Annotated in this window: 24 protein-coding genes and 1 other annotated feature; of the genes, 19 read left to right on the forward strand and 5 right to left on the reverse strand. The window is 44.1% G+C overall.

Annotated elements, in window-relative coordinates:
- Nucleotides 1-15 precede the first annotated feature (15 nt).
- The 7 genes from IGJ01_RS03345 to IGJ01_RS03375 all read left to right on the forward strand — a co-directional run bounded on the left by IGJ01_RS03345 (nucleotide 16) and on the right by IGJ01_RS03375 (nucleotide 7,905).
- Entirely contained in the window at nucleotides 16-669 is a 654-nt protein-coding gene (locus tag IGJ01_RS03345) for a redox-sensing transcriptional repressor Rex (protein WP_005237525.1), read from the forward strand.
- A 65-nt stretch (nucleotides 670-734) separates the two neighbouring features.
- Nucleotides 735-1,226 (forward strand): thiol peroxidase, encoded by a 492-nt coding sequence (gene tpx, locus IGJ01_RS03350; RefSeq protein ID WP_008377033.1) that lies wholly within the window; start codon nucleotides 735-737, stop codon nucleotides 1,224-1,226.
- Nucleotides 1,227-1,283: 57 nt separating this feature from the next.
- Nucleotides 1,284-1,518 (forward strand) — a binding site (T-box leader).
- A 436-nt stretch (nucleotides 1,519-1,954) separates the two neighbouring features.
- Nucleotides 1,955-4,600 (forward strand): valine--tRNA ligase, encoded by a 2,646-nt coding sequence (locus IGJ01_RS03355; protein WP_061053800.1) that lies wholly within the window; start codon nucleotides 1,955-1,957, stop codon nucleotides 4,598-4,600.
- A gap of 148 nt (nucleotides 4,601-4,748) precedes the next feature.
- Nucleotides 4,749-6,062: a bifunctional folylpolyglutamate synthase/dihydrofolate synthase gene (locus IGJ01_RS03360; RefSeq protein ID WP_008377037.1), complete on the forward strand. Its 1,314-nt coding sequence runs from the start codon at nucleotides 4,749-4,751 to the stop codon at nucleotides 6,060-6,062.
- Complete coding sequence (locus IGJ01_RS03365) at nucleotides 6,055-6,729, forward strand: HAD family hydrolase (protein ID WP_016611929.1); 675 nt, start codon at nucleotides 6,055-6,057, stop codon at nucleotides 6,727-6,729. The genes IGJ01_RS03360 and IGJ01_RS03365 overlap by 8 nt, the downstream gene beginning before the upstream one ends.
- A gap of 82 nt (nucleotides 6,730-6,811) precedes the next feature.
- Nucleotides 6,812-7,504, forward strand: a complete 693-nt coding sequence (radC, locus tag IGJ01_RS03370) for a RadC family protein (protein ID WP_008377042.1) — start codon at nucleotides 6,812-6,814, stop codon at nucleotides 7,502-7,504.
- A 200-nt stretch (nucleotides 7,505-7,704) separates the two neighbouring features.
- Nucleotides 7,705-7,905 carry a cold-shock protein gene (locus IGJ01_RS03375; RefSeq protein WP_005225155.1) on the forward strand — a complete coding sequence of 67 codons (201 nt, stop codon included), beginning with the start codon at nucleotides 7,705-7,707 and terminating at the stop codon, nucleotides 7,903-7,905.
- A gap of 143 nt (nucleotides 7,906-8,048) precedes the next feature.
- Here the strand turns inward: IGJ01_RS03375 and rnjA are convergent, their stop codons facing one another.
- A complete protein-coding gene (gene rnjA / locus IGJ01_RS03380; protein ID WP_005225156.1) occupies nucleotides 8,049-9,728 on the reverse strand; it encodes a ribonuclease J1 in 1,680 nt (559 codons plus the stop codon).
- 1 nt (nucleotide 9,729) lies between these two features.
- Nucleotides 9,730-9,942: a DNA-directed RNA polymerase subunit epsilon gene (locus tag IGJ01_RS03385; RefSeq protein ID WP_005225157.1), complete on the reverse strand. Its 213-nt coding sequence runs from the start codon at nucleotides 9,940-9,942 to the stop codon at nucleotides 9,730-9,732.
- A gap of 402 nt (nucleotides 9,943-10,344) precedes the next feature.
- On the opposite strand from IGJ01_RS03385, the gene IGJ01_RS03390 reads away from it, so the two are divergent.
- From IGJ01_RS03390 to IGJ01_RS03400, 3 genes are all read left to right on the forward strand, one after another.
- Nucleotides 10,345-12,078, forward strand: a complete 1,734-nt coding sequence (locus IGJ01_RS03390; protein ID WP_008377050.1) for an ABC transporter ATP-binding protein — start codon at nucleotides 10,345-10,347, stop codon at nucleotides 12,076-12,078.
- On the forward strand, nucleotides 12,075-13,832 hold the full coding sequence (locus tag IGJ01_RS03395; RefSeq protein WP_005237514.1) for an ABC transporter ATP-binding protein: 1,758 nt from the start codon (nucleotides 12,075-12,077) through the stop codon (nucleotides 13,830-13,832). Before IGJ01_RS03390 ends, IGJ01_RS03395 begins: the two co-directional genes overlap by 4 nt.
- A 62-nt stretch (nucleotides 13,833-13,894) precedes the next feature.
- Nucleotides 13,895-14,488 carry a gamma carbonic anhydrase family protein gene (locus IGJ01_RS03400; RefSeq protein ID WP_260605111.1) on the forward strand — a complete coding sequence of 198 codons (594 nt, stop codon included), beginning with the start codon at nucleotides 13,895-13,897 and terminating at the stop codon, nucleotides 14,486-14,488.
- A gap of 60 nt (nucleotides 14,489-14,548) precedes the next feature.
- Here IGJ01_RS03400 and clpP read toward each other — a convergent pair whose 3' ends face one another.
- On the reverse strand, nucleotides 14,549-15,139 hold the full coding sequence (clpP, locus tag IGJ01_RS03405; RefSeq protein ID WP_005225161.1) for an ATP-dependent Clp endopeptidase proteolytic subunit ClpP: 591 nt from the start codon (nucleotides 15,137-15,139) through the stop codon (nucleotides 14,549-14,551).
- Between the two features lie 175 nt (nucleotides 15,140-15,314).
- Here clpP and IGJ01_RS03410 point away from each other — a divergent pair, with 175 nt between their 5' ends.
- The 6 genes from IGJ01_RS03410 (at nucleotide 15,315) to glnA (ending at nucleotide 21,028) form a co-directional block, all read left to right on the forward strand.
- Entirely contained in the window at nucleotides 15,315-15,833 is a 519-nt protein-coding gene (locus IGJ01_RS03410) for a hypothetical protein (RefSeq protein WP_008377057.1), read from the forward strand.
- 221 nt (nucleotides 15,834-16,054) lie between these two features.
- Nucleotides 16,055-16,804, forward strand: coding sequence for a glycerophosphodiester phosphodiesterase (locus tag IGJ01_RS03415; RefSeq protein WP_430601403.1), 750 nt, complete (start codon nucleotides 16,055-16,057; stop codon nucleotides 16,802-16,804).
- Nucleotides 16,801-17,718 (forward strand): tRNA (adenosine(37)-N6)-dimethylallyltransferase MiaA, encoded by a 918-nt coding sequence (gene miaA / locus IGJ01_RS03420; RefSeq protein ID WP_430601404.1) that lies wholly within the window; start codon nucleotides 16,801-16,803, stop codon nucleotides 17,716-17,718. Before IGJ01_RS03415 ends, miaA begins: the two co-directional genes overlap by 4 nt.
- The gene (gene hflX / locus IGJ01_RS03425) at nucleotides 17,715-18,959 is read left to right on the forward strand and encodes a GTPase HflX (RefSeq protein ID WP_430601405.1); all 1,245 of its coding nucleotides are present in this window, start codon (nucleotides 17,715-17,717) and stop codon (nucleotides 18,957-18,959) included. The genes miaA and hflX overlap by 4 nt, the downstream gene beginning before the upstream one ends.
- A gap of 288 nt (nucleotides 18,960-19,247) precedes the next feature.
- Nucleotides 19,248-19,628 carry a MerR family transcriptional regulator gene (locus IGJ01_RS03430; RefSeq protein ID WP_005225166.1) on the forward strand — a complete coding sequence of 127 codons (381 nt, stop codon included), beginning with the start codon at nucleotides 19,248-19,250 and terminating at the stop codon, nucleotides 19,626-19,628.
- A 59-nt stretch (nucleotides 19,629-19,687) separates the two neighbouring features.
- Nucleotides 19,688-21,028, forward strand: a complete 1,341-nt coding sequence (gene glnA, locus IGJ01_RS03435) for a type I glutamate--ammonia ligase (RefSeq protein ID WP_005225167.1) — start codon at nucleotides 19,688-19,690, stop codon at nucleotides 21,026-21,028.
- A 319-nt stretch (nucleotides 21,029-21,347) separates the two neighbouring features.
- On the opposite strand, the gene IGJ01_RS03440 is transcribed toward glnA, so the two are convergent.
- Nucleotides 21,348-21,737 (reverse strand): DUF1093 domain-containing protein, encoded by a 390-nt coding sequence (locus IGJ01_RS03440; protein ID WP_008377067.1) that lies wholly within the window; start codon nucleotides 21,735-21,737, stop codon nucleotides 21,348-21,350.
- Between the two features lie 234 nt (nucleotides 21,738-21,971).
- On the opposite strand from IGJ01_RS03440, the gene IGJ01_RS03445 reads away from it, so the two are divergent.
- The 3 genes from IGJ01_RS03445 (at nucleotide 21,972) to IGJ01_RS03455 (ending at nucleotide 24,370) form a co-directional block, all read left to right on the forward strand.
- Complete coding sequence (locus tag IGJ01_RS03445) at nucleotides 21,972-22,574, forward strand: LysM peptidoglycan-binding domain-containing protein (RefSeq protein ID WP_016620555.1); 603 nt, start codon at nucleotides 21,972-21,974, stop codon at nucleotides 22,572-22,574.
- A 153-nt stretch (nucleotides 22,575-22,727) separates the two neighbouring features.
- Nucleotides 22,728-23,429 carry a glucosamine-6-phosphate deaminase gene (gene nagB, locus IGJ01_RS03450; RefSeq protein WP_008377071.1) on the forward strand — a complete coding sequence of 234 codons (702 nt, stop codon included), beginning with the start codon at nucleotides 22,728-22,730 and terminating at the stop codon, nucleotides 23,427-23,429.
- Nucleotides 23,430-23,659: 230 nt separating this feature from the next.
- Nucleotides 23,660-24,370 (forward strand): MgtC/SapB family protein, encoded by a 711-nt coding sequence (locus IGJ01_RS03455; RefSeq protein ID WP_008377072.1) that lies wholly within the window; start codon nucleotides 23,660-23,662, stop codon nucleotides 24,368-24,370.
- Nucleotides 24,371-24,448: 78 nt separating this feature from the next.
- Here IGJ01_RS03455 and IGJ01_RS03460 read toward each other — a convergent pair whose 3' ends face one another.
- Complete coding sequence (locus tag IGJ01_RS03460) at nucleotides 24,449-25,621, reverse strand: glycoside hydrolase family 5 protein (protein ID WP_196044105.1); 1,173 nt, start codon at nucleotides 25,619-25,621, stop codon at nucleotides 24,449-24,451.

The following is a 25,621-nucleotide window of genomic DNA, read 5'->3' on the forward strand; positions in this document are numbered from 1 at the left end:
AGGAGGGTGGACAGGATGGAAGCATTAAGAGATAAAAAACTTCCGAAAGCAACGGCAAAACGTTTGCCAGCTTATTTACGACACTTAAAATTACTGGATGCCTCAGGTATTCAGCGAATCAAATCAAAAGAGTTTGCAGAAATCACGCAAGTTCCTTCAGCCACGATCCGCCGGGATTTTTCTCATCTAGGAGAATTGGGTAGAAGTGGGTATGGCTATGATGTTCCTTATTTGATTGAGGTTTTGAGCTATATTTTAGAAACCAATGAGGAGAAAAAAATCGCCTTGATTGGTTATGGAAATTTAGGAAAAGCGTTAGCTAACAACAATTTTCGCAGAAATGAAAATCTTTCCGTCATCGCGGTTTTTGACAATGATCCAGAAATGATTGGCCAGACCATTAGTGGACGTTATGTCTATGGAATGGACCAATTGGCGGAAGTCGTAGCAGAAAAAGGGATCACCGTAGCGATTTCGACTGTTCCTAGCCGCTATTCACAAATGGCGATCGATGCGATCGTGGATGCTGGGATCACAGCAATCCTGAATTTTGCCCCTGATCCCGTCATCGTGCCAAAAGATGTCAATATCCAATACATTGATTTGACGACAGAATTGCAAACATTGATCTTTTTTGATACGACCTACTCGCAAAAATCGAAAGTCTGAGCAAATCCTTTTCGTTTTTTGACAATCTTTCTTATACTGGGAGAAAATGCTATAGGAGAGATGTTATGCAAGTTACACGCAAAGAAACGGTTTATGAGATGCCCGGCAACCAACCAAAAGTAGGGGATAAAGCAGCTGATTTTCGCTTGAAAAGTTTAGAGGACAAGGAATATACACTGACTGATTTTTTAGGAAAACCAACGATCATCAGCGTTGTTCCCGATATCGTGACACGCGTTTGTGCGTTGCAGACCAAGCGTTTCAACCAAGAGGCAAGTCAATTGGATGATATAAATTTTGTAACGATCTCTAACAATACAAAAGAAGAACAAGCACAATGGTGCGGCCAAGAAGGCGTCGACATGATCATGCTTCATGATCCGGCGAATACCTTCGGTGAGGCCTATCAAATCATGATCCCAGACTTCGGTCATTTTGCCCGAGCAATTTTCGTTTTGGACCGTGAAGGCGTGATTCAACACGTTGAGATCGTGCCTGAGATCTCCCACGAACCGGATTATCAAGCAGCCATTGATGCGGCGAAAGCAAACCTCTGATTGACTTTCAAAAAAGTTCATTGTAGAATGTAGCAAGATGAAACAAGAATCTATGATAGCAAGACAATGTTCAAGAGGAGTATCAGTGACCCTGGCGGTCAGAGAGAAGTCGGTCGGTGCAAGACTTCCCCAGACACTGAAAAGGTAGCTTGAAGGTCTTTGATCCGAACCACGGTTTGTTTCTTGCAGATAAAGCCGCACAGTAAGATCAAGCGCGTCGTGAACGTTACCTCACGTCAAAGTGGCAGAGCAATCTGCAATTTAGGTGGTACCGCGTATCAGCGCCCTAATGCCTCGGCATTAGGGCGCTTTTTGCTGTGAATCACTGCGAGTGGCCCACAAAGAGGGACAGAGCAGATGATGAACAGTACTAGGCGACCATAGGGAGCGTAGTAACCATACTAGGAATCACTATGATTGGCCCACAAAGTGGACAGAGCAGATGATGAACAGTACGCGAAGTCACCAAAATTGGTTCACGAAGCGAGTTAGATCGGTTGCCAAAGGCCCTAAGACACAATAGAGGATCACGGAAGTGAGCCATGAACTCTGTAAGAAACGTACTTTTTACGAACAACAAACGAGGCGTCAACAAACAACGGATAATCATCTCTACCACTGCACTCATCCTGAACGATTCGAACATTTTCGTGCTTTACCCAGCAACAGGCACCAAAAAACCACACCAACCATTACGTTTAAAAAAAGTAACTTTAGGAGGACCAACTATGACAGAAACTGAGAATCTATCCACCAAGTACAATCCCCAAGAAGTAGAAGCCGGGCGTTACCAAGATTGGTTAGAGCATGACCGTTTTAAACCAAGCGGCAACAAAGAAGCAAAACCTTATTCTATCGTGATTCCACCACCAAACGTAACAGGAAAATTGCACTTAGGTCATGCCTGGGATACCACGTTACAAGACATCATCATTCGTCAAAAACGGATGCAAGGGTATGACACCTTATGGCTGCCAGGAATGGACCATGCCGGGATCGCTACCCAAGCCAAAGTAGAAGAAAAGCTGCGGGAACAAGGAATTTCTCGCTATGACCTTGGTCGGGAAAAATTTGTTGAACAAGTATGGGATTGGAAAGAAGAATATGCCGGTCACATTCGGGAACAATGGGCGAAACTAGGGTTATCCCTAGACTATAGCCGTGAACGGTTCACATTAGATGATGGATTATCCGAAGCGGTTCGTAAAGTTTTCGTGACGCTATATGAAAAAGGCTTGATCTATCGTGGCGAGTACATCATCAACTGGGATCCACAAGCCCGCACGGCATTATCTGATATTGAAGTGATCCACAAAGACATCGAAGGTGCTTTTTACCACATGTCTTACGAATTAGCAGATGGCAGCGGTGTGGTGGAGATCGCAACGACTCGCCCAGAAACGATGTTGGGGGATACAGCAGTCGCGGTTCATCCAGAAGATGAACGCTATCAAGCATTGATTGGTAAGAAAGTGATCTTGCCTTTGGTCAATAAAGAGATCCCAATCATCGCTGATGAGTACGTGGACCAAGAATTTGGAACAGGGGTCGTAAAAATCACTCCTGCCCATGACCCGAATGACTTCGAGGTCGGTAACCGCCATGACCTACCACGGGTCAATGTCATGAATGATGACGGAACAATGAATGACTTAGCAGGTACCTATGCAGGCATGGATCGATTTGCTGCTCGCAAGCAAATCGTGAAAGATTTAGAGGCGTTAGGTCGTCTAATCAAAATCGAAAAAATGGTCCATAGCGTAGGTCACTCAGAACGGACAGGCGTAGTAGTCGAACCTCGTTTATCGACACAATGGTTCGTAAAAATGGAACCATTAGCAAAACAAGCCATCGACAACCAAGAAACCGACGATGCGGTGGACTTTTATCCGCCACGTTTCAACCAAACATTCTTACGTTGGATGGAAAATGTCCATGACTGGGTTATCTCTCGTCAGTTGTGGTGGGGCCATCAAATCCCAGCTTGGTACCACAAAGAAACGGGGGAAATGTATGTAGGACTTGAAGCGCCAGCAGATGCCGAAAATTGGCAGCAAGATCCAGACGTATTGGATACATGGTTTAGTTCTGCTTTATGGCCGTTTTCAACGATGGGGTGGCCAGATGAAAACAATGAAGATTTCCAACGCTACTTCCCAACGAATACATTAGTAACTGGTTACGACATCATTTTCTTCTGGGTAAGCCGTATGATTTTCCAAAGTTTGGAATTTACTGGCAAACGACCATTTGAAAATGTCTTGATCCACGGATTGATCCGTGATGAACAAGGTCGCAAAATGAGTAAGTCTCTTGGAAACGGGATCGATCCGATGGAAGTCATTGAACAATACGGTGCTGATGCATTGCGTTGGTTCTTATCAAATGGCTCTGCACCGGGACAAGACGTGCGTTTCAGCTATGAGAAAATGGATGCTGCTTGGAACTTCATCAATAAAATTTGGAATGCTTCCCGTTTTGTCTTAATGAATGTCAGCGAAATGACTGCAGAAGACATTGATTTTTCTGGTGAAAAATCAGTGGCGGATCGTTGGATCTTGACGCGCTTGAATGAAACGATTGAAAAAGTCACTGACCTTTTTGAACGCTTCGAATTTGGTGAAGCAGGTCGTCAATTATACAACTTTATCTGGGATGATTTCTGTGACTGGTACATTGAAATGTCGAAAGAAACGTTATACGGTGACAATGAAGCAGCGAAACAAGTTAATAAGAGCATCTTAGTCCATGTTCTTGATCAAATTTTACGCTTGTTGCACCCAATCATGCCATTTGTTACAGAAGAAATCTGGAGCAAGCTGCCGCATACAGGGGAATCATTAGTCGTTGCTGAGTATCCACAAGTGGCTCCAGAATGGACGGATGAAAAAGCGGCGCAAGGGATGGAAGTGTTGAAAGAATTGATTCGTTCGGTTCGAAACATCCGAGCAGAAGTAAATACACCACTTTCGAAACCAATCACTTTGCTGATCCAAGCAAATGAGCCTGAGATCGAAGAATTCTTGATCGCTAACAAAAACTATATCGAACGCTTCTGTAATCCAGAAGAACTAGAAATCTCTAACAGCTTGCAAGCCCCTGAATTGGCGATGTCTGCCATCCTATCAGGTGCGACGATCTACTTGCCACTAGCTGGGTTGATCAACATTGAAGAAGAAATCGCGCGTTTGGAGAAAGAACTAGCGAAGTTCACCCAAGAAGTTCAACGGGTACAAGGCAAACTGGCGAATGAACGCTTCGTTGCCAATGCACCAGAGGAAGTCGTGGCACAAGAACGCAGCAAAGAAGCCGATTATCTTGAAAAACAAAAAGCCGTTCAAGAACGGATCGAACAATTACGCACAATCCAATAGGATGAGCACATCATACGCAAACAAGCATCTTTCGGAGATGCTTGTTTTTGCTTATTCAATAGAAACAGGGCGAACAATTTTCTCGTTTAAAGGAAAGAAATTGGGAAAGCCGTTCATTTTTTGTTAAAATAGGAGCGAGGTGAGCGAGATGACAAGCGAAGAAGCAACAGCGTGGATCCATTCGCGTTTGACATTTGGGCAAAGACCTGGATTGATGCGTGTCGAAGCATTATTAAAACGGATGGGTAATCCTGAAAAAAAGGTGACCATGATCCATATCGCCGGTACGAATGGCAAAGGATCGACCGTCAGTTATTTGCGTAGTCTTTTAGAAGAAGCTGGGCAGCAAGTGGGGACCTTTACTTCCCCACACATTGAAGCGTTCAATGAACGAATTGAAATCAACGGACAATTTATATCAGATGAGGACTTGGTCGCTTGGGTGGAAAAAATCCAGCCGCTGGTTGCTGAAATTGATCGCGATGAAACGTTGACGGGCATTACCCAGTTCGAGATCATTACCGCTATGGCATTAGGCTATTTTGAAGAAAAAAAGGTCGATGTTGCGATTATTGAAGTTGGCTTAGGGGGACTCTTAGATAGTACCAACGTTATTTCTCCTATTTTGACCGCGATCACGACGATCGGCATGGATCACATGGATGTCTTAGGGGATACCATTGAAGCGATCGCTGCCCATAAGGCAGGGATCATCAAGCCGCAAACACCCCTTGTTACTGGCAATATCGTTGAAAGTGCGCTTTCGGTGATCGATTTGAAAGCTACAGAAGCACAGGCACCCGCTTATCATGCAGGGCAAGAGTACCGTGTGACCTATCGTCGTCCCGATGAAGAATGGGGCGAATTATTTGATTTTGAAAATGAGCATGGCAAAATCAAAGGATTGAAAACACCGATGTTAGGCCGCCATCAACCAGAAAATGCCGGTGTTGCGATCCAATTATACAGCCTGTATTGCGACCTGCGGCAACTGCCCTTTTCGGCCAAAGAGATTCGCAATGGCTTGCGAAAAGCCTATTGGCCCGCGCGGATGGAACGAATCAGTAGTGAGCCACTAGTGATTATCGATGGTGCCCATAACGTACACGCCATGGCTCGTTTAGTAGATACGATGAAAGAAGAGTTCAGCGACTATCGCATCCATGTACTGTTTTCAGCGCTTGAAACCAAAAACGTCAATGAGATGCTTCAGCAATTGCTATCGATTCCCCAAGCCGAGATTTATTTAACGACCTTCGATTTTCCCAAAGCACTGCATTTGGCAGACGGCTATCAGGAACTCGATGAAAAACGAATCTCAACCGTTTCTTTATGGCAGTTTGGCTTGGCAGAATTATTAGAAAAAATGACCAATGAAGATTTGCTGCTGGTGACAGGATCCTTGTATTTTGTTTCAGAAGTTCGTGAATTGTTGTTGGCAATAGGAGGAAGAAATGGCTAAGTTACGTGGTGTGATTTTCGATATGGACGGCTTGATTTTTGACACGGAGCTGCTTTATTACCAAGCGACTCAAATCGTGGCTGATCAAATGGGTATTCCCTATACAAAAGAGTTATACCTAGCCTATGTAGGTGTTTCGGATGAAGAAGTCTGGGCAGCTTATCATGAGAGATTCGATGAAGCCTTTGGTCATCAGATGATTGAAGAATTTATTCAAGCGGCTTTTCAGCAAACGTTGGAAATGTTCCAACGGGGCGAGGCTGAATTGAAGCCGGGGATCCACGAGTTATTGCATTATCTTGATGAGAAAAAGATTCCCCGAGTGTTGGCGTCTAGTAACCAGCGCAAAGTGATCGACACCTTGCTGGAAGCAGCAGACTTAACGGCGGAATTTCCTAAGATCGTCTGCTTTGATGATGTCACACGGGCAAAACCAGATCCTGAGATTTTTGAAAAAGCTCATGCATTACTGGCGGTACCAAAAGAAGAATTGGTGATCCTTGAGGATTCGGCTAACGGTATTCATGCTGCTCATGGGGCTGGGATCTCAGTCATTATGATTCCCGATTTGATCGCGCCGACGACCATCATTGAAGAAAAAGTCTTGAAAGTCTTGCCTTCACTAGAGGATGTCCCAGATTTTCTAGAAACGGCTTTTTCGATTTAACTGTGATTTTTTGCGCATCTTATTCATGAAATACTCTCTCCTTTGCGTATCTTTTATTAGACCGACGCAAAGGAGTTTTTTTATGATCAATGAAACAGAGATTCCCCAAAGCTCGTTTCCACGAGAGCGCTTAGTGCAATATGGGGTTGATGCCCTTTCGAACCAAGAACTGTTGGCAATTTTGTTGCGGACTGGCTCACGGCCCCTAAATGTCTTGGAATTAGCGGCTAGTGTCTTGAATCGTTTTGAAGAATTGTATGAATTAAAAGAAGCGACAATCGATGAATTACAAGAAATTCGCGGCGTCGGACAAATCAAAGCCATCGAGATCAAAGCGATGATTGAATTAGGTGTGCGGATCCAGCGGTCTGTTCAACCAAAGTACGGCAAGATCAACTCCAGTATGGCGATCGCTCATCAGCTGATCCAAGAATTAAAAGACTTTCGTCAGGAGCACTTGCTCGGGATTTATTTGAATACCAAAAATGAGATCATTCAAAAAAAGACGATCTTCATCGGATCGTTGAATCAGTCGATCGCTCACCCACGGGAGATTTTTCATTGGGCGGTACGCTACAGTGCCGCACGAGTGATCGTCGTTCACAACCACCCAAGTGGAAGTCCTCAAGCCTCAGAGGCAGATCTGCTGTTTACACGCCGCTTGATCAAGTGCGGAGACTTGATGGGGATCGAACTACTGGATCATTTAATTATTGGCGACAATGCCTATGTTAGTTTGCGAGAAGAAGGCCTCTGGCATCAAGAAATTTGCTGACACAACGGCTAATTTGCGAACATTATTAAAAATAAAGGTGAATTGTCTAATCGTCTGTCTTGCAAAAAAATACGGGCAAGTGTAAAATATTATTGTAATTTTGTTTGCTGAATAGATGTTGAAACGCACGTTAGGCCTCTATCGCACAAAGGCAATGTTACACATAATTAAGTGCTTATGCACGAGGAGGTTTTTTTATAATGGAACAAGGTACAGTAAAATGGTTCAATGCTGAAAAAGGGTTTGGTTTTATCTCTCGCGAAGACGGTACAGACGTATTTGTACACTTTTCAGCGATCCAAGGTGAAGGATTCAAAACTTTAGAAGAAGGTCAAGCAGTAACTTTCGACGTGGAAGATTCTGATCGTGGACCTCAAGCAGTTAACGTAAACAAAGCGTAAGCTTTCAAACAAACTGCCAGTAAGAGCACTTTGAAATCAAAAACCCAAAAGACCATCGATTCGATGGTCTTTTTTTTGCTTTTTGCAACGGAAAGGAAAAAGGGGAGTTCCCAGTAACCTGAGAACTCCCCTTGCATGTGAGACTATAAATCATCCGGTGTCATGATCATTGAAAGGATCATTGGATGACGCTCGGTTTTTTCAAATAGGAATGGCTGTAACGCCGATGACATCGCTTCTCTTAATTTGTGTTCTGTTGGGTCTGGTTGGTTCAAGACTTCTCGCAACGCACGGAAGAGAATTTGTTGGGCTTCGTTGATCATCTCGCCGGATTCCCGCATGTAAACAAACCCACGAGAAAGAATATCTGGTCCAGCAAGAACTTCTTTCTTCGCCACATCGACTGTCGCTACCGCTAAGACGAGGCCTTCTTCTGAAAGAATACGACGATCTCGTAAGACGACATTTCCGATATCACCGATACCGCTGCCGTCAACATAAACATCATTGGCATTGAAATGACCAGCCAAGCGAGCGGTATCCGCTGTTAAGGCCAACATGTCACCATTTTCCATAATGAAACAATTTTCTTTTGGTACACCGACATCTTGTGCCAACTGGGTGTGGATGTTCAGCATCCGAAATTCCCCGTGGACAGGCATGAAGAATTTTGGCTTCATTAGACGCAACATCAGTTTTTGTTCTTCTTGGCCACCGTGACCAGAAGTATGGATGTTGTTCAATTTGCCATGGATCACGTTTGCGCCAGCTTCCAACAGCAAGTTAATCAGCTGATTGACACTCGTGGTATTTCCTGGAATCGGTGAGCTTGAGAAAATCACGGTATCATCTGGGTGAATTTGGATTTGACGGTGAGTCCCGTTGGCAATCCGACTCAAAGCAGCCATCGGCTCTCCTTGAGAACCCGTACAAAGGATCATCGTTTCATTTGCAGGCAAACGATTGATCTCATGAGATTCCACAAATGTACCATCTGGCACCTTGATATAGCCAAGGCGCTGTCCGTTGACGATCGCATTTTCCATACTGCGTCCAAAAACGGCGATTTTACGTCCAGTCGCAACCGCCGCATCTGCAGCTTGTTGGAGCCGGAATATATTGGAAGCAAAGCTGGCAAAAATGATCCGACCATCGATTTTTTCAAAAATCTTTTGAATCGAGCTGCCGATCGTTTTTTCTGATTTGGTAAAGGTTGGAATTTCTGCATTGGTACTATCGGAAAGGAGGCAAAGGACGCCTTCTTCACCAATTTTTGCCATTTTGTGCAAGTTTGCTGGTTCGCCCACAGGCGTAAAGTCAAACTTGAAATCGCCAGTTGCGACGATATTGCCAGAAGGCGTTTTGACAACGACACCTAAAGCATCAGGGATACTGTGGGTCGTTCGGAAGAAGCTGATGGACGTTTTACGGAAACGAATCACCGTATCTTCATTGATTTCGTGTAATTCCGCGTCCCGCAATAAGCCATGCTCATCTAATTTGTTGGTGATCAAAGCAAGTGCCAATGGTCCCGCATAGATCGGGATATTGGCTTCCCGCAACAAGTAAGGGATTCCGCCAATATGGTCTTCGTGACCATGAGTAACGATCAAGCCTTTGACTTTCGGTAAATTTTGAACGATGTAGCTATAATCGGAAATGACATAGTCGATCCCAAGCAGTTCATCTTCGGGGAATTTGATTCCCGCGTCAATTAAGATGATCTCATCTTGGAATTGAACCCCATAACAGTTTTTTCCGATTTCGCCAAGTCCACCGACGCCGAATACGCCGGTCTCATTATTTTTCAGCGAAACTTTCATCTTAAAACTCCGCTAATTTGAAATCAGCGTTTTCTTTTTCGTAAGCTAAATGTTTTTCATCTAGTTCTTGAACGAACTCGATGTTGTATGGGGTATTTTGTTCCACTAGACGGCGTGCGATCACTGCATCGTCTGCTTCAATGTACAAAGAGTGGGTTTGTTCTCTCTTTGGGTTGCGGTCTTTTGTTTCTTGGTAATAAATTTTGTAAATCATATCTTTTCTCCTTTATCTGCTTTTCGCAGTAGTCTATTTGGTTGATGAATTCGCTGCATCAAAAAATCGAGGTCCGAATAAAGTGACCTGAAAAGAAGGCTTCGAGAGCCGCTGCATGCTTTTTTCAGACAATCGTTGTGAGAAAAAAGAGAAAGCCTCGTCTTTGCTTTCCAAATGTCGTCATAAAAAATTCACCGGGTTTGTAAGTCGTTCCACTACAAGTATCCCTAGTTTATCACAGAAAAACGAATAAGTATAGAAACACGTCATTTTTGAAAAGGCTTACTGAAAGAAAATGAAACGACTATTTCCGAAGTTTACTTTTTTTCGTTGAAAGTGCATTACAATAAGAATATTCCTATGCTATAGTAGAAGTAATGAAGTAAAAAAGGAGGGGATTTTTTGAAATTAATGTGGCACTATACGATGAGAAACAAAAAACTGCTGGTTTTTAATTTCATCTGTGTTTTTGGTTTTATTTTGATTGAATTAGGTTTGCCGACGTTATTGGCAAGAATGATCGACAAAGGGATCGCCGCTGGTGATCGCGACTACATATGGAAAATGGGTGCGGCGATGATCGCGATCACCATTGTGGGGATCACGATGAACATTTTGTTAGGCTATTTCACGTCACGTATCACCACTAACATTGTGGCAGATATTCGTGACGATCTTTTTGAAAAAGTCCAAGGCTATTCACATACTGAATATGAAAAAATCGGGGTTTCATCATTGATCACCCGTGTGACCAATGATGCGTATCAAATCATGCTGTTTATGCAAAGCATCTTACGGACGGGTTTGATGACACCCATGATGTTTGTGGTCAGCTTGTACATGGTCATGCGGACAAGTACACAACTAGGATTATATGTCTTGGGGGCATTGCCGATATTGCTAATGGCAGTCATCGCCATTGCCAAAATCTCGGAACCATTATCCACCAAGCAACAAGCCAATCTAGATAAAATCAATGGCATTTTGCGGGAAAATCTCTCTGGTTTACGAGTGATCCGTGCCTTCGTCAATGAAAAATTTGAAGAAAAACGCTTTGGCAAAGTCAACCAAGCCTATGCGTCTAGTTCTCGCAGCTTGTTTCGCTTGATGGCAACGGCACAACCGGGCTTTTTCTTCTTATTCAATATCGTGATGATCTTGATTATTTGGACGGGAAGTATTCAAATCGATCAAGGGCAACTGCAAGTCGGTGACTTGATTGCGTTTATCGAATACATCTTCCATGCGCTGTTTTCTTTCATGCTGTTTGCGACCGTCTTTACGATGTATCCACGAGCGGCGGTTTCTGCTCGCCGAATCCAAGAAGCGTTAGATGCGACTTCTGAAATCAAAGAGTCAGAACAGCCAGTGACAGAAACTAAGACAAAAGGTTTCTTGGAATTTAAAAATGTTACCTTTGCTTATCCGGGACATGCCCAAAGTCCAGTGATTCGTAATGTTAGCTTTACCGCTTCACCAGGTGAAACTGTGGCGTTTATCGGTAGTACCGGGAGCGGGAAATCGACCTTGATCCAATTGATTCCGCGTTTTTACGACGTCAGTGAAGGCCAAGTCTTGGTGGATGGCGTTGACGTTCGGGATTACAGTTTAACGACTTTGCGCAACAAGATCGGGTTTATCCCTCAAAAAGCGTTGCTATTTACAGGGACGATCGCAGAAAACCTGCGCTATGGGAAAGAAGATGCCACGCAAGCAGAGCTGGAACGAGCAGCCGAGATTGCGCAAGCGGCCGATTTCATTTCTCGCACACCAGATGGCTTTGATGCTCATTTGGCAGAAGGCGGAAGCAACTTCTCTGGCGGACAAAAACAACGTCTAGCGATTGCCCGTGCGGTGATTCGCCAACCAGAGATCTATATTTTTGATGATAGTTTTTCTGCATTGGATTACCAAACGGATGCAAAATTGCGGGCACGTTTGAAAAAAGAAACCACGGAATCGACCGTTTTGATCGTTGCTCAACGAGTAGGAACGATCATGAATGCCGATAAGATCGTCGTCTTGAATGAAGGCGATGTGGTTGGGATCGGTACCCACAAAGAACTGCTGCAAACTTGTCCAGTATACTACGACATTGCGGCGTCACAATTATCAGAGGAGGAGTTGGCACAATGAAAGCAATCTCTTCTTTAAAACGGTTAGGTGCTTACATCAAACCATACAAAGTACAATTTATCCTAGTCTTGCTGTTTACAGTTGCAACCGTCGGCTTCAATGCGGCAATGCCGTATGTTTCTGGATTGCCGACGACAGAGATCAGCCGCAACATCGCTGCAGGCGAAGGCGTTAATTTTGATTACGTGATCCTTTGCTTGATCTGGATCGCAGTCGTTGGTGTCGGTTACTGTTTCTCACAATTGATGTCAGGGCTGCTGATCACCAACGTTGTCCAATCTGCGATGCGAGATTTGCGGCAAGACATTGAAGAAAAAATCAATCGTCTGCCCGTTTCTTACTTCGACCGCAACCAGCAAGGGAATATCCTGTCAAGGGTGACCAATGACGTGGATGCCGTCAGCGGTGCGATGCAGCAAGCCTTGATCGGGATCGTCAATGCCTTCTTAGGAATCATTATGGCGGTTTCTATGATGTTTTATATCAATACTTACATGGCGTTGGTTTCATTGATCATGATCCCAGCCTCCTTATTAATTTCTCGCACAATCGTCAAAAAGTCGCAAAAGGACTTCCAAGGCATGCAAAATGCGTTAGGAGATCTGAACGGCTACGTACAAGAAAACATGACTGGATTCAGTGTGTTGAAAGTGTATGGACGGGAAAAGCAAACACTTGAAGGGTTTAAAAACGTTAACCACCAGTTGCGCTATTACGGTTTTCGTTCTGCCTTTGTGTCAGGATTGATGATGCCACTGGTGCAAATGACCGCTTACTTTACCTATATCGCAATGGCAGTCATGGGTAGTTTTTACGTGATCAGCGGCGTGATCGTTGTTGGTCAGCTGCAAGCGTTCATTCAATACATTTGGCAAGTCAGTCAGCCAATGGGGAACATTACCCAGTTGTCTTCCGTCTTACAAAGTGCCTCAGCAGCAGCAAAACGGGTCTTTGAAATCTTAGATGAGGAAGAAGAGCCAGTCAATCGAACCGATATCCAATTACCGGAACAAATCAGAGGCGACGTGACCTTTGAACATGTCGGCTTTGCTTATGATCCGAAAAAACCATTGATCAAAGACTTGAACTTTGAAGTCAAAGCTGGACAAACTGTGGCGATCGTTGGACCAACAGGTGCTGGGAAAACGACCTTGATCAATTTGTTGATGCGTTTTTATGATGTCAATGAAGGGGCCATCAAGATCGACGGCATCGACACGAAGAAGATGGAACGTCACGATGTCCGCTCACTGTTTGGGATGGTTTTACAAGATGCGTGGTTGTATGAAGGCACGATCGGCGATAACATTCGCTTTGGGAAATTAGATGCCACCGATTATGAAGTCGTTGATGCAGCGAAAACCGCCAATGTGGATCACTTCATTCGTACGATGCCAGATGGCTACGAGATGATCATCAATTCTGAAGGCGACAATGTCTCTTTGGGACAAAAACAATTGTTGACCATCGCCCGGGCAGTCATCTCTGATCCGAAGATTTTGATTCTCGATGAAGCCACCAGTTCGGTAGATACCCGCTTAGAAGCGCTGATTCAAAAAGCAATGGATAAAGTGATGGAAGGTCGTACCAGCTTTGTGATCGCCCATCGTTTGTCAACGATTCGTGAAGCGGATCTGATCTTAGTGATGGATCAAGGGTCGATCATTGAAAAAGGCAATCACGAGACCTTGTTGGCAGCTGGCGGCTTTTATAGCCAACTGTATCAAAGTCAATTTTCAGAAGAAGCCGAGTAAGCCGAAAAGAGCGTCCAGTCTGACTGGCGCTCTTTTTGCATTGTAGCAAGGGTGGTGCTATAGTGAAAAAAGAAAGCGCAGATCCGTTTATGGATTGGAAGGAGAAGTTGATGGACAAAGAACAATCAGGGAATGAAACCCCAAAAACAGTTTCGCCCGCCTCGCCGCAAGCGACACCTTGTTTTGTGGCAAAAAATGCGACGATCGTAGGAAACGTGACTCTAGGAAAAGATAGTACGGTCTGGTTTCAAGCAGTGATTCGAGGCGATGCCAATCGAATCGAAATCGGCGCGCGTACCAATATTCAAGATGGAACGATCATCCACGTTGATCACGATGCCCCGACGATCGTTGAAGACGATGTGACTGTTGGGCATCAGTGTATGCTCCATGGCTGTACCATCAAAAAAGGGGCTCTGGTCGGCATGAGCTCGATCGTTTTGAATCATGCCGTGATCGGCGAAAATAGTTTGTTAGGTGCCGGTTCGTTAGTGACGGAAGGAACCGTCATTCCTCCTAATGTGTTGGCGTTTGGTCGTCCGGCACGAGTGATCCGCCCGTTGACAGAAGAAGAGATCGCCAAAAATCAGGCAAACATCACGCATTACGTGGAAAATGGGCATGCTTACCAACAAGGCCAATATGGCGAAGTCTGACGATGAACCAAAAGACGCAAAAAGGTGTACGAATTGCTTCGTACACCTTTTTATGCAAGCTTATTTCAATTTGTTTGATTCCATGATCTCGTCGATCAAGCCGTAGTCTTTGGCTTCTTGTGCGGTCATGAAGTTGTCGCGATCGGTATCGCGTTCAATCACTTCGATTGGTTGACCAGTACGTTCTGACAAGATTTTGTTCAGACGTTCGCGGGTTGCCAAAATGTGGCGGGCAGCAATTTCGATTTCAGTTGCTTGACCTTGTGCGCCACCTAATGGTTGGTGAATCATGATTTCGGCATTTGGTAACGCAAAGCGTTTGCCTTTTTCGCCAGCGGTCAATAAGAATGAACCCATAGAAGCAGCCATCCCCATAACGATGGTTTGGACATCGGCTTTGATAAAGTTCATGGTATCAAAGATCGCTAGACCAGCAGTAACGCTTCCGCCAGGCGAGTTGATGTACAAGTAGATGTCTTTTTCAGAATCTTGCGCGTCTAAGAATAAAAGCTGAGCAATGATCGAGTTTGCTAAGTCATCGGTTACTTGACCACTCAACATAATGATCCGGTCTTTTAATAGACGAGAATAGATGTCATACGCTCTTTCACCGCGAGATGATTGTTCAATGACAGTAGGAATTAAATTCATAGTGATAGTCCTCCTAAAAATCGTTATAGATATAGTTTAGCATAAAGTTTTCGCAATATCTAAGAGATAGTATACCGATTAGGTCAAGAAAGGTCAAATAAAAAGTTCGTTATCTTTTTTGCGAAACTTTCAAATATGATACAATATTAAAAAAGGAATGAGGAAGGATCGAAGAATGGCAGTAGCAATAGCAGGTTTGATTGGCGTCTTAGTGGGCGCATTGTTAGTAACCATCATTTTTAATTTACGCATACGGTATGAGGAACAAAAAGAAAAACAACGCCGTTTGTTGGAGCATAAAGTCAAAGAAATCGAAACGCTGGTTTTATTGAATCAAAAAATCAGTGAGATTCTACAAAAACGGGTCATGCTGATGGATGAGTATGTCAGCTTTGATGCCTTTGACGACTGTTATATCACCATCGATGATTTTGCCTATCTACAATCTTTTGCGGCGCAAAACAGTTTTTATCTACCGAATTTTTTCTTGGAAGAATTTTTCAAAAAAATCGGGACACGTCGGGTGATTTTGTCGCCAGAGGAAACCGTTAAGATCGGTGGGTATACGTATAAAGGCGGTCGGATCATTATGGAAAATTTCCTTGATCAATTGGTTGAAATGGTCAATGAGCGTAAAAACCAAATGAAAAACATGACGAGCGAACCGTTGACCTATTTTTCAAAAACGATTTGATTCTTCTGGTCAGTCGGTCGCCTTGGTTAAGGTAACCAAACCATAGTATCGACGATTGCACTTTTTCAACTGATCACACACACTCTTACTGCGATCATAGTAAGAGTGTTTTTCTTTGACCGAAACAAAGCGCTGTCCCCTTAAAAGGATCAAAACAAACAGAGGCTTTTTGGTTCTAGCAGATTCCATGGTAAAATAAAGAGTGAGAATGGAGTGAAAGAATGATGGTACAAATCGTTGCCCACCGCGGGAGTAGCGGCAACCGACCTGAAAACACGCTACCGGCATTCGCGGAAGCGGTGCGGGTCAAAGCTGATATCATTGAGTTAGATGTACATCTATCAAAAGATGGCGGCTTGATCGTCATGCATGATGAAACGGTTGATCGAACGACCAACGGCAAAGGTCGGATCTGTGACCTGACGGTTGCTGAACTAAAAGAACTCAATGCCGGCAGCTGGTTTTCTGAGGAATTCCAAGCCGCCAAAGTCCCCACGCTAAAAGAAGTGTTGGATTTACTTGCAGCGAAGAATTATCGTGGCATTTTGACGATCGAATTAAAAACCGATCATTATGAGTATGAAGGAATCGAAGCCAAAGTATCCGATTTATTGAATAGCCAAGAATGGCCTTTTACTCATTGGTATTGTTCCTTTAATATCGAGACTTTGGATCGGATGCATGCGATCGAACCGGATGCGATCCTTGATTTTATTATGGGACGCGGGGAAGACAAACCACCGTTGGCGCTCAGCCGACCGTATATCGAAGGAATTCATCCGGCCTATCGCTGGGTCCAAGAGACAGCAACGGTCTTGACTGATTTTCCGATTGCGATCCGTCCGTGGACTGTCGATGAAGAAGCGGCGATTCGCACCTGCTTGGCTTTGGGGTTGACCGGGATCATCACCGATTTTCCAGAAAACGCTCGGGCAATTGTGCAGCAGGTCCGCGAGGAAACAAAAGGATGAAAAAAGTCTTAGTGATCGTGGGACCGACCGCAGTCGGTAAAACCGCCTTGAGTATCCAATTAGCTCAAAAATACCATGGGGAGATCATCAGCGGGGATTCCATGCAAATTTATCGACAATTAGATATCGGTACCGCCAAAGTGACGAAGGAAGAAATGGCAGGGATTCCTCATCATTTGATCGATATTCGTGCAATGACGGAAACGTATTCTGCGGCTGATTTCCAGCAAATGGGGCGTGAGGCCATTGAGACGATCCAGCAGCAAGGAAAGCTGCCGATCGTTGTGGGGGGGACAGGGCTATACATCCAAGCGCTTTTGTATGACTTTCGTTTAGGGGCAGAAGAAGGCGACCCAACGATTCGTCAGCGCTATGAACAAGAAGCAGCAGCCATCGGCAAAGAAGCTCTATGGAAAAAGCTGCAGGCGGTCGATCCCTTGGCAGCAGCGAAGATCCACTACAACAATGAGCGGAAAGTGATTCGTGCGTTGGAGGTTTTTGAAATGACTGGCGAAAGTATTGCTGCACCAAAAGAAACACCGCAAGTTTTGTACGATTTCTTCATGATCGGTTTAACCACTGAGCGAGAATTGTTATACCAGCGAATCAATCAGCGAGTGGACTTAATGATGGATCAAGGTTTGATCGAAGAAGCAAAAGCTGTTTTGCAGTATCCAGAAACGCAAGCCGCCAAAGGGATCGGCTACAAGGAATTTTTGCCCTATTTTCACGGGCAGGCCACATTGGATGAAACAATTGAGCAAATCAAGCAAAACTCACGCCGCTATGCCAAGCGGCAGCTGACGTGGTTCAATAACCGAGCACAGCCCCGATGGATTGATTTAGTGAGACAGCCTGAAGAACAACGTACCCTTGAAACAGAAATCAACCAATGGTTGGAGGAGAAAAGATGAGCCAAGAACGTGTGATTCTTGTCGGAGTAGAAACGGAGAAAAACTATCTTCATTTTGATTCGTCAATGAAAGAATTGAAAAGCTTAACAAAAACCGCCAATGGTGAAGTTGTTTTTTCACTGGTGCAAAAACGGCAGCAAGTCGATCGACAAACCGTGATTGGCAAGGGGAAAGTTGCGGAATTGCAGCAGTTGGCAGAAGCACATGAAGCAGATCTAGTGATCTTCAATCATGAACTGACACCAAGGCAAAGCCAGTTGATCGGTGATGCGCTAGAAGTGCCAGTGATTGATCGCGTCCAGCTGATCCTCGATATTTTTGCGATGCGTGCCCGTTCCAAAGAAGGAAAGCTACAAGTAGAATTGGCGCAGCTGGATTATTTGCTTCCACGTTTGATAGGGCAAGGAAAGAACATGTCTCGGCTAGGGGGCGGAATCGGAACGAGAGGGCCAGGGGAAACCAAGCTGGAGACCGATCGTCGACACATCCGCAACCGCATCACCATCATCAAACGGGAATTGAAGGAAGTGGCCGCCCATCGAGAACGGACACGCCAAAAGCGCAAAGACAGCCAAGTCTTTCAAATGGGCTTGATTGGTTATACCAATGCCGGAAAATCAACTATTTTAAATATTTTAACCAGTGCGGATACCTATGAACAAGACCAGCTGTTCGCAACACTCGATCCTTTGACGAAACGCTGGCGGATGCCGGAAGGATTTGAAGTCACCATTACCGATACGGTTGGCTTTATCCAAGAATTGCCGACCCAATTGATCGATGCGTTTCATTCCACACTGGAAGAAAGTCAAAACATGGACTTCTTGCTGCATGTCGTCGATGCCAGTTCCGAAGAACGGGTTCAGCAAGAGGAGACCGTCTTGAAGTTAATGGAAGAACTTTCTTTGACCCAATTACCGATGTTGACGGTCTATAATAAGGCGGATCGCATCGACGCCGATCAGTTTGTCCCAACGCTCTTTCCCAACGTCTTGATTTCGGCAAAGAGTACCAAAGGCAAAGAACGCTTGACTCAGGCGATCAAAATGGAATTGATGCAGATCATGCAGCCTTATCATCTAGTGCTGCAAGCCGATGAAGGCAATGCGCTGAATCGTTTAAAACGGGAGTCACTAGTTTTGAGCAATGCCTTCGATGAAGCAACACAGACCTATCATATCAAAGGATTTGCGCTTGAGGATACCTATCCACTACGCAGAATGGCGCAAGAACAGGAATAAGCAGAAACGGTGCAACCGATGCACCGTTTTTTTGTCGTGACAAAATTATGAAGTATAAGTGGTTTGGCTTGCTTTGAACGCAAAAACCGAACATTTTTGGCTAAAGCACCATTTCTTCCATAAAAACAACTGCTTGAACATACGATCAAATCAAGGACCTAATGAAAAAATCAAAAAAATTTGCATTCATGTCACTTTTTCTAACATGAGGGGTTGACACGCAAAAAAAGAATTGGTATAGTTTCCATAAAGTTACGCAGCATCATTGAAACGGAGGGGAGCCAAGTTATGCGGGAAAAAGAATTGCGGCGCTCAATGTCAGTCTTTCCTATCGGAACAGTCATGAAATTGACCGATCTCACCGCCCGTCAAATTCGTTATTACGAAGAACAAGAATTGATCCACCCGGAACGCAGCGATGGCAATCGACGCATGTATTCGCTGAATGATATTGATACCTTGCTAGAGATCAAAGACTATCTTTCCGATGGACTGAACATGGCTGGGATCAAACGAGTTTATGAAATGAAAGTTGCCAAAGAAAAAGAAGCGAAGAACAAACCGCCGCTGACCGATGAAGATGTTCGTCGAATTTTTTATGATGAACTCTTGGCTCAAGGTGGATTGAATCAACAACAGCCATACCAGCAAAAAGGTCCACGAATGTAGAACACTTGTAGATCATTGCTGTGATATAAAAAAAGAATTGGGAAAAAGGAAGGGATACTATGCCAAAATTTGAAAGAACTGCCGAAGACATCAAACAAATCGTAAAGGATGAGAACGTGCGCTTTTTACGCTTGATGTTTACTGATATTTTAGGAACAAACAAGAACGTTGAAGTACCTGTAAGTCAATTAGATAAAGTACTGGAAAACAAAATGATGTTTGACGGTTCTTCTATTGAAGGATTTGTCCGTATTGAAGAAAGTGACATGTATCTGTATCCTGATTTGTCGACATGGATGATCTTCCCTTGGGAAAGTGAACATGGCAAAGTGGCTCGTTTGATCTGTGATATCTACAATCCAGATGGCACCCCATTTGCAGGCGACCCTCGCGGCAATTTAAAACGGGCATTAGCGGACATGCAATCCCTTGGCTTTACTTCTTTCAATCTTGGACCAGAACCAGAATTTTTCCTATTCAAATTAGATGAAGCAGGCGAAATCACAACGGAATTAAACGACAAAGGCGGCTACTTCGATTTTGCCCCAACCGATCTAGGGGAAAACTGCCGTCGCGATATCGTATTAGAATTAGAAAGCCTTGGCTTTGAAGTTGAAGCGTCTCACCATGAGGTAGCACCAGGGCAACACGAGATCGATTTTAAATATGCGGATGCAGTGGAAGCATGTGACAACATCCAAACCTTCAAACTTGTCGTGAAAACTATTGCTCGTAAACACGGCTTGCATGCAACCTTCATGCCAAAACCATTATTCGGCATCAACGGTTCAGGCATGCACTGCAACATGTCCTTGTTCAAAGGCGATGAAAATGTCTTCTTTGATGAAGAAGGGCCAATGCAATTAAGCCAAACAGCGTATCACTTCTTAGGCGGTTTGATCGAACACGCCCGTGCTTACACAGCTGTCTGCAACCCAACCGTCAACTCTTACAAACGCTTAGTGCCAGGTTACGAAGCGCCTGTATACGTGGCATGGTCAGGACGCAACCGTTCACCATTGATTCGGGTACCAGAATCAAGAGGCTTGTCAACGCGTTTGGAATTGCGTTCGGTTGACCCATCAGCCAACCCATACTTAGCAATGGCTGTTTTACTGCAAGCAGGACTTGATGGCGTTAGACGTGAGTTGACACCACCACCAGCAGTCGACCGCAACATCTACATCATGAACGAAACAGAACGTGCAGAAGCACAAATCGAAGATCTGCCATCAACGATCCACAATGCCATCAAAGCATTGCGCAAAGATCAAGTGATGATCGATGCTTTAGGCAAACACATCTATGCCAACTTTGTCGAAGCAAAACGATTAGAATGGGCAGCCTTCCGCCAAACAGTCTCCGAGTGGGAAAGAGAACAATACTTGGAACTATACTAAAATCGCAAGAAAACCGCTAGAGATAAACAATCTAGCGGTTTTTTTATGATGAACTCAGCTTTTATCCTAATAATTCTCGGTTTATTTATTTCCGATAGTCAATAACTGGTTGATCAAAATTTGAACAGAAAAACATTGCGAAGCTAGAGCGGTTCTGTCTATAAGGCGCGTAAATTTTGCCTGATCATTGAGAAAAAATAAAAAATACCAGTCGGGCGAGGACTGGTAAGAGGAAGAAAAATAGTTTTGGTATAAAGCTAGCATAGCCGGTCAAAGTAAAATGAACCTTAAAAAGTAGAAAGTTTCTTGTAAGAAGTCCTTATTCGTCAAAGGTTTCCAGCTCAGACAGTATTTTTGCTGGGACTTCTGATTGAGGGACTTCATTGGGACCCGAGATGACACGGGTTTTACTGATCTCTGCTTTGACTAAGGTATTTGGCGCGAATGGCTTCACATTTTCACCAGAAAGATCATAGGTCATGAGTTCTTTCTCGCCGTTTTTCTTAACAAACTCAAACGTGTACTTATACGTAAAGGAGCCATCGATTTTTTCACCGGAATCGCTGTACGTTGGGGTCTTTTCTGGGACTTTGTTGGGCGTGATGGCATAGGCCGTTATCCCTTGATAAGTTGTTGTATAGTAAGTGTAGCCAAAATAGCCACCTACTGCTAAAATCAAAACGCCAAGCGTCAAAAGTAGTTTTTTCATGTGCATCGATCCTTTCAATTACTGGGTTTACTATAGCATGATGGAGCCGAAATCATTCATCGAAATGGATAACAATATTGTAAGTTTACTGTTTATTATCAAAAAGCTTGTAATTTTCTGTTTAACAATTGTGATAATGAAAAACATTTCTGAAACCTTCCTGCAACATTGTAATGTTATTCTCTTACTTGTGCCCGATAGCGGGACAAATAATCAAAAGAGAGGTTTTTTCATTTGAAAAAATTTGCATTTACAGTTGTTGCAGGATTTGGTTTATTCGTTGGAGGAACAGTTGTTTCAGCAGCAGAACAAACCCATGTTGTCGAACCAGGAGACACCCTATCTGGGATCGCTGCTACTTATCAAACAACGATCGAAGACCTTTTAGCTTTGAATGATTCGATCGAAAATCCAAATATGATTTTTGATGGCGAAACATTGTTGGTTTCTAACGATGGCCAATCAGTAGAAAACAAAGAAACAAGTACGAAAGAAAGCACAGAAAAAAGTGAATCTACAGCGACTGCTAACGTGAGTCAAACCCGTTCAAGCATTCCTGGTGCTGGTTCTGGAGTCCTGAATCCAGTGGATGGGATCAACTACTTCAATGGTGTGAGAGAATCGTACTACTCACAAAAAGTTTTGCCAGGAGGCGGATTGAACATCCCTGGACGCCATGTAGCCTCTGACGGAACGATCCGTGATGCCGATGGGTACATCGTTGTTGCCAGTGACAATCAACCGAAAGGTTCGACCGGTCAATCATCCTTAGGTGCCTACAAAGTCTATGACACAGGTGTCGGTCATAGCGGTATTGATGTTTATACGAATTGGTAAACAAGTAGAATACGAGTAGAGACGAGCGCATTTTAGAGCTCGTCTTTTTTTGATTGCCGAGAAAAAATCGTCATCTGGTCTAGACTAATTATTGTAATTCAACACAACCTGTGGTATTATTGGACTATACCAAATAGAAACGGAGCGCTGATCATGGAAATTATTCGCGTTAAAGATGCTGCTCAAGGCGGAAAGAAAGCTTTTGAATTGATACAAGAAGGTATGGCAAATGGTGCCAAAGTCCTAGGCTTAGCAACAGGAAGCACGCCAGAAACCCTTTATGCAGAAATGACTGCCAGTGAAGTTGATTTTTCAGAAATGACTTCAGTCAACTTAGATGAATATGTTGGATTAGGCGGCGAAGACGAACAAAGCTATCGTTACTTCATGAATGCACATTTATTCAACAAAAAACCATTCAAAGAAACCTTCGTACCAAACGGCAAAGCGGAAGATTTAGAAGCGGAATGTCAACGCTACGATGGCGTGATTGCGGATCACCCAGTTGATATCCAAATCTTGGGTATTGGTCAAAACGGACATATCGGCTTCAACGAACCTGGTGCATCCTTTGAAGGAACGACCTCAGTCGTTGATTTGACTGAATCAACCATCAATGCCAACAAACGCTATTTTGATAAAGTCGAAGACGTCCCAACGACGGCAATTTCCATGGGGATCGGTTCAATCATGCAAAGCAAAAAGATCATTTTGATGGCATTTGGCGAAGTCAAAGCGGATGCGATCCAAAAAATGATCGAAGGACCCGTAACCAACGAATTACCAGCTTCAGTTTTACAAAAGCATGATGACGTGATCGTGATCATCGATGAGGCTGCTGCCAGCAACCTGTAAAACAAAATCAGCCCTTTTCAGAAATAAGTCAGAAGGAAAACGCGCCATCCTTGCAGCTTCCCCCTGCGCTTGTGCAGTAATGCCAGCGCAGCTGCGAGCGATGGTTCGGATCTATCTTGCTTATTTCTGAGGAGGCTTTTTTTATTTGGCCGCTCTAGCGATGTTTTTTCCTTTTTTCCATCAGAGATGCTATAGTTAAAAGAGAGAATACGAAGAAAAGAGGGATGCAAATGGTTGATATGCATTTATCCATTCCTGAAGTAGCACTGAGGTTGCTGTTGGCGATGGTCATGGGTGGCGCGATTGGGTACGAGCGGCAGTACAAAAGCCGACCAGCTGGTCTTAGAACCCATATCTTGGTTTGCATGGGGGCTTGTGTCATTGCTTTGATCCAAGTGGAGATTGCCACAGGTGCCATGCGAGATGCGCTGGATCATCCAGATTTAGCAGGCGTGATTCGTTCGGACGAAGCACGATTGATTGCACAAGTCGTCAGCGGGGTCGGTTTTCTAGGCGCCGGAACGATCATTGTGACGAAGCGCTCGGTGACGGGGTTGACGACGGCTGCTTCCTTATGGGCGATCGCCGGTTTAGGAATTGCCATCGGGATGGGCTTTTACACCATCGCATTAAGCAGTTTTATCGGGATCTTCTTTGCATTGACGATCGTTAAGCGGATCGTCCGCGTACCAACAGCAAAGAAATTGGAGATCCAGTACATTCATCGCACCGAGACCAAAGAGTTTTTGACGGAGTACTTCCAAGAGAAAAATATCGTGATCGAAGATGTCAATTTTGATGTCAAATTCATGGAAGACTATCGCATTTATACCAACATTTATACGATTGATCTCCCGCGAGGACTAGGCTTTTCTGAAGTGATCGAAGAATTGTCTGTCTACAAAAATGTCACGAAGATCCGCTTGGTGGATATTGCTTAAAAGCAACAAAAAAGCGAGATTGAAACGTAACGAAAACAGTATCGTTTGCTTCGTTTCAATCTCGTTTTTTGTTGTGTTTTAGAAACGTGGATCGATCCAGTTTTTTGCCATAGCTCGACTAGCATCCCAGGAATCCCAGCCATACCAAGCAGGCTCATTGATCGTATCGATGGATAACTTATAGGTCCAGTACATATGTCCGGCTCCTTGGTTCCACGCTGTGATTGAAGCACGCCACAAAGTTTGATAAACTTCTTCTAATTCACTTTTTGTCAAACTACGGTTGCTACTGAATTCCTCTTGTGTGGGATTGATACCGCCTTTGGTATCTGTACCAACAGCATAGGAGTTGAACAAGGACCATTCTCCAACAAAAACCTCGACATATTGTGCAACCGTGGCGATCTCTTTGGCTAAGCCATCAATGAAAGACACGTATGCTTCCAAGGATTGCTCTGTGCCGGCCATTTCTGCCATCATAACGTATTGGTGCGTATCTAGCATGACATTGTGAAAATCGTTTTGGGTGAAAAACTCTTTCCAAGCATGCAATTGGAAGCCATCATGAAAGACGATCACTTTGTCATCGCTTAAATAGTTACGCATTCTTCGATAGGCATCTTGATAAAAAGTTCTCAAAAAGTCTAAAGAGATCGGTGCACTACCTTTTGCTAACGCAAGATCACGAGGTGGGAAACGATCCATGGGATTCATGCTGTGCCACACTTCACCATCTGTGATCGGTTCGTTTAATACTTCAATGCCCCACAATGCTTCGTGATCCGCATATCTTTGCGCCAAACGTTCCAAGACCGTTAATTCGAACGCCACTTCTTCGGGCATTTGTGCCCATCTGACCACACCCGAGAGACCACCATTGTCAAAACCATTTTGGCTGAAGGGTGCGGTATGCAGATCGATCAAGATTTTTAGGTCATAAGCCTTTGCCCAAGCGAAGGCTTTATCCAAATAGTCGATACAGCCAATAAAGGGGGTACGATCACCAAAAATAAAATAAGGGACAGGTATTCGAACGGTATTGAAGCCAGCTGCTGAAATGCGCAAGAAGTCAGCTTCAGTGATGAATGTTTCACGATGAATCAACAGCCGTGCTTGGTATTCAGCTTCAGGTAGATCATAGGCTAAATAATACTCGTCATCGGCAGGTGTTCCTTGAAAGAGACTAGGTGCCATCCATTTTTCTAATACAAGCCAACCGCCTAGGTTGACGCCTCTAAGTTTTTGTTCCAT

Source organism: Enterococcus sp. AZ089 (assembly GCF_050547225.1).
Taxonomy (GTDB): Bacteria; Bacillota; Bacilli; order Lactobacillales; family Enterococcaceae; genus Enterococcus_D; species Enterococcus_D entomosocium.

Bases quoted from the DNA above. Each gene is read 5' to 3' on its own strand.
- IGJ01_RS03365 (WP_016611929.1), top strand. From the start codon at position 6,055: ATGGCTAAGTTACGTGGTGTGATTTTCGATATGGACGGCTTGATTTTT.
- nagB (WP_008377071.1), top strand. From the start codon at position 22,728: ATGGAAATTATTCGCGTTAAAGATGCTGCTCAAGGCGGAAAGAAAGCT.
- IGJ01_RS03455 (WP_008377072.1), top strand. From the start codon at position 23,660: ATGGTTGATATGCATTTATCCATTCCTGAAGTAGCACTGAGGTTGCTG.
- IGJ01_RS03460 (WP_196044105.1), bottom strand. From the start codon at position 25,621: ATGGAACAAAAACTTAGAGGCGTCAACCTAGGCGGTTGGCTTGTATTA.
- rnjA (WP_005225156.1), bottom strand. From the start codon at position 9,728: ATGAAAGTTTCGCTGAAAAATAATGAGACCGGCGTATTCGGCGTCGGT.
- IGJ01_RS03375 (WP_005225155.1), top strand. From the start codon at position 7,705: ATGGAACAAGGTACAGTAAAATGGTTCAATGCTGAAAAAGGGTTTGGT.
- IGJ01_RS03345 (WP_005237525.1), top strand. From the start codon at position 16: ATGGAAGCATTAAGAGATAAAAAACTTCCGAAAGCAACGGCAAAACGT.
- radC (WP_008377042.1), top strand. From the start codon at position 6,812: ATGATCAATGAAACAGAGATTCCCCAAAGCTCGTTTCCACGAGAGCGC.
- glnA (WP_005225167.1), top strand. From the start codon at position 19,688: ATGCCAAAATTTGAAAGAACTGCCGAAGACATCAAACAAATCGTAAAG.
- hflX (WP_430601405.1), top strand. From the start codon at position 17,715: ATGAGCCAAGAACGTGTGATTCTTGTCGGAGTAGAAACGGAGAAAAAC.
- clpP (WP_005225161.1), bottom strand. From the start codon at position 15,139: ATGAATTTAATTCCTACTGTCATTGAACAATCATCTCGCGGTGAAAGA.
- IGJ01_RS03410 (WP_008377057.1), top strand. From the start codon at position 15,315: ATGGCAGTAGCAATAGCAGGTTTGATTGGCGTCTTAGTGGGCGCATTG.
- IGJ01_RS03355 (WP_061053800.1), top strand. From the start codon at position 1,955: ATGACAGAAACTGAGAATCTATCCACCAAGTACAATCCCCAAGAAGTA.
- IGJ01_RS03440 (WP_008377067.1), bottom strand. From the start codon at position 21,737: ATGAAAAAACTACTTTTGACGCTTGGCGTTTTGATTTTAGCAGTAGGT.
- miaA (WP_430601404.1), top strand. From the start codon at position 16,801: ATGAAAAAAGTCTTAGTGATCGTGGGACCGACCGCAGTCGGTAAAACC.
- IGJ01_RS03360 (WP_008377037.1), top strand. From the start codon at position 4,749: ATGACAAGCGAAGAAGCAACAGCGTGGATCCATTCGCGTTTGACATTT.
- tpx (WP_008377033.1), top strand. From the start codon at position 735: ATGCAAGTTACACGCAAAGAAACGGTTTATGAGATGCCCGGCAACCAA.
- IGJ01_RS03430 (WP_005225166.1), top strand. From the start codon at position 19,248: ATGCGGGAAAAAGAATTGCGGCGCTCAATGTCAGTCTTTCCTATCGGA.
- IGJ01_RS03395 (WP_005237514.1), top strand. From the start codon at position 12,075: ATGAAAGCAATCTCTTCTTTAAAACGGTTAGGTGCTTACATCAAACCA.
- IGJ01_RS03415 (WP_430601403.1), top strand. From the start codon at position 16,055: ATGATGGTACAAATCGTTGCCCACCGCGGGAGTAGCGGCAACCGACCT.
- IGJ01_RS03385 (WP_005225157.1), bottom strand. From the start codon at position 9,942: ATGATTTACAAAATTTATTACCAAGAAACAAAAGACCGCAACCCAAAG.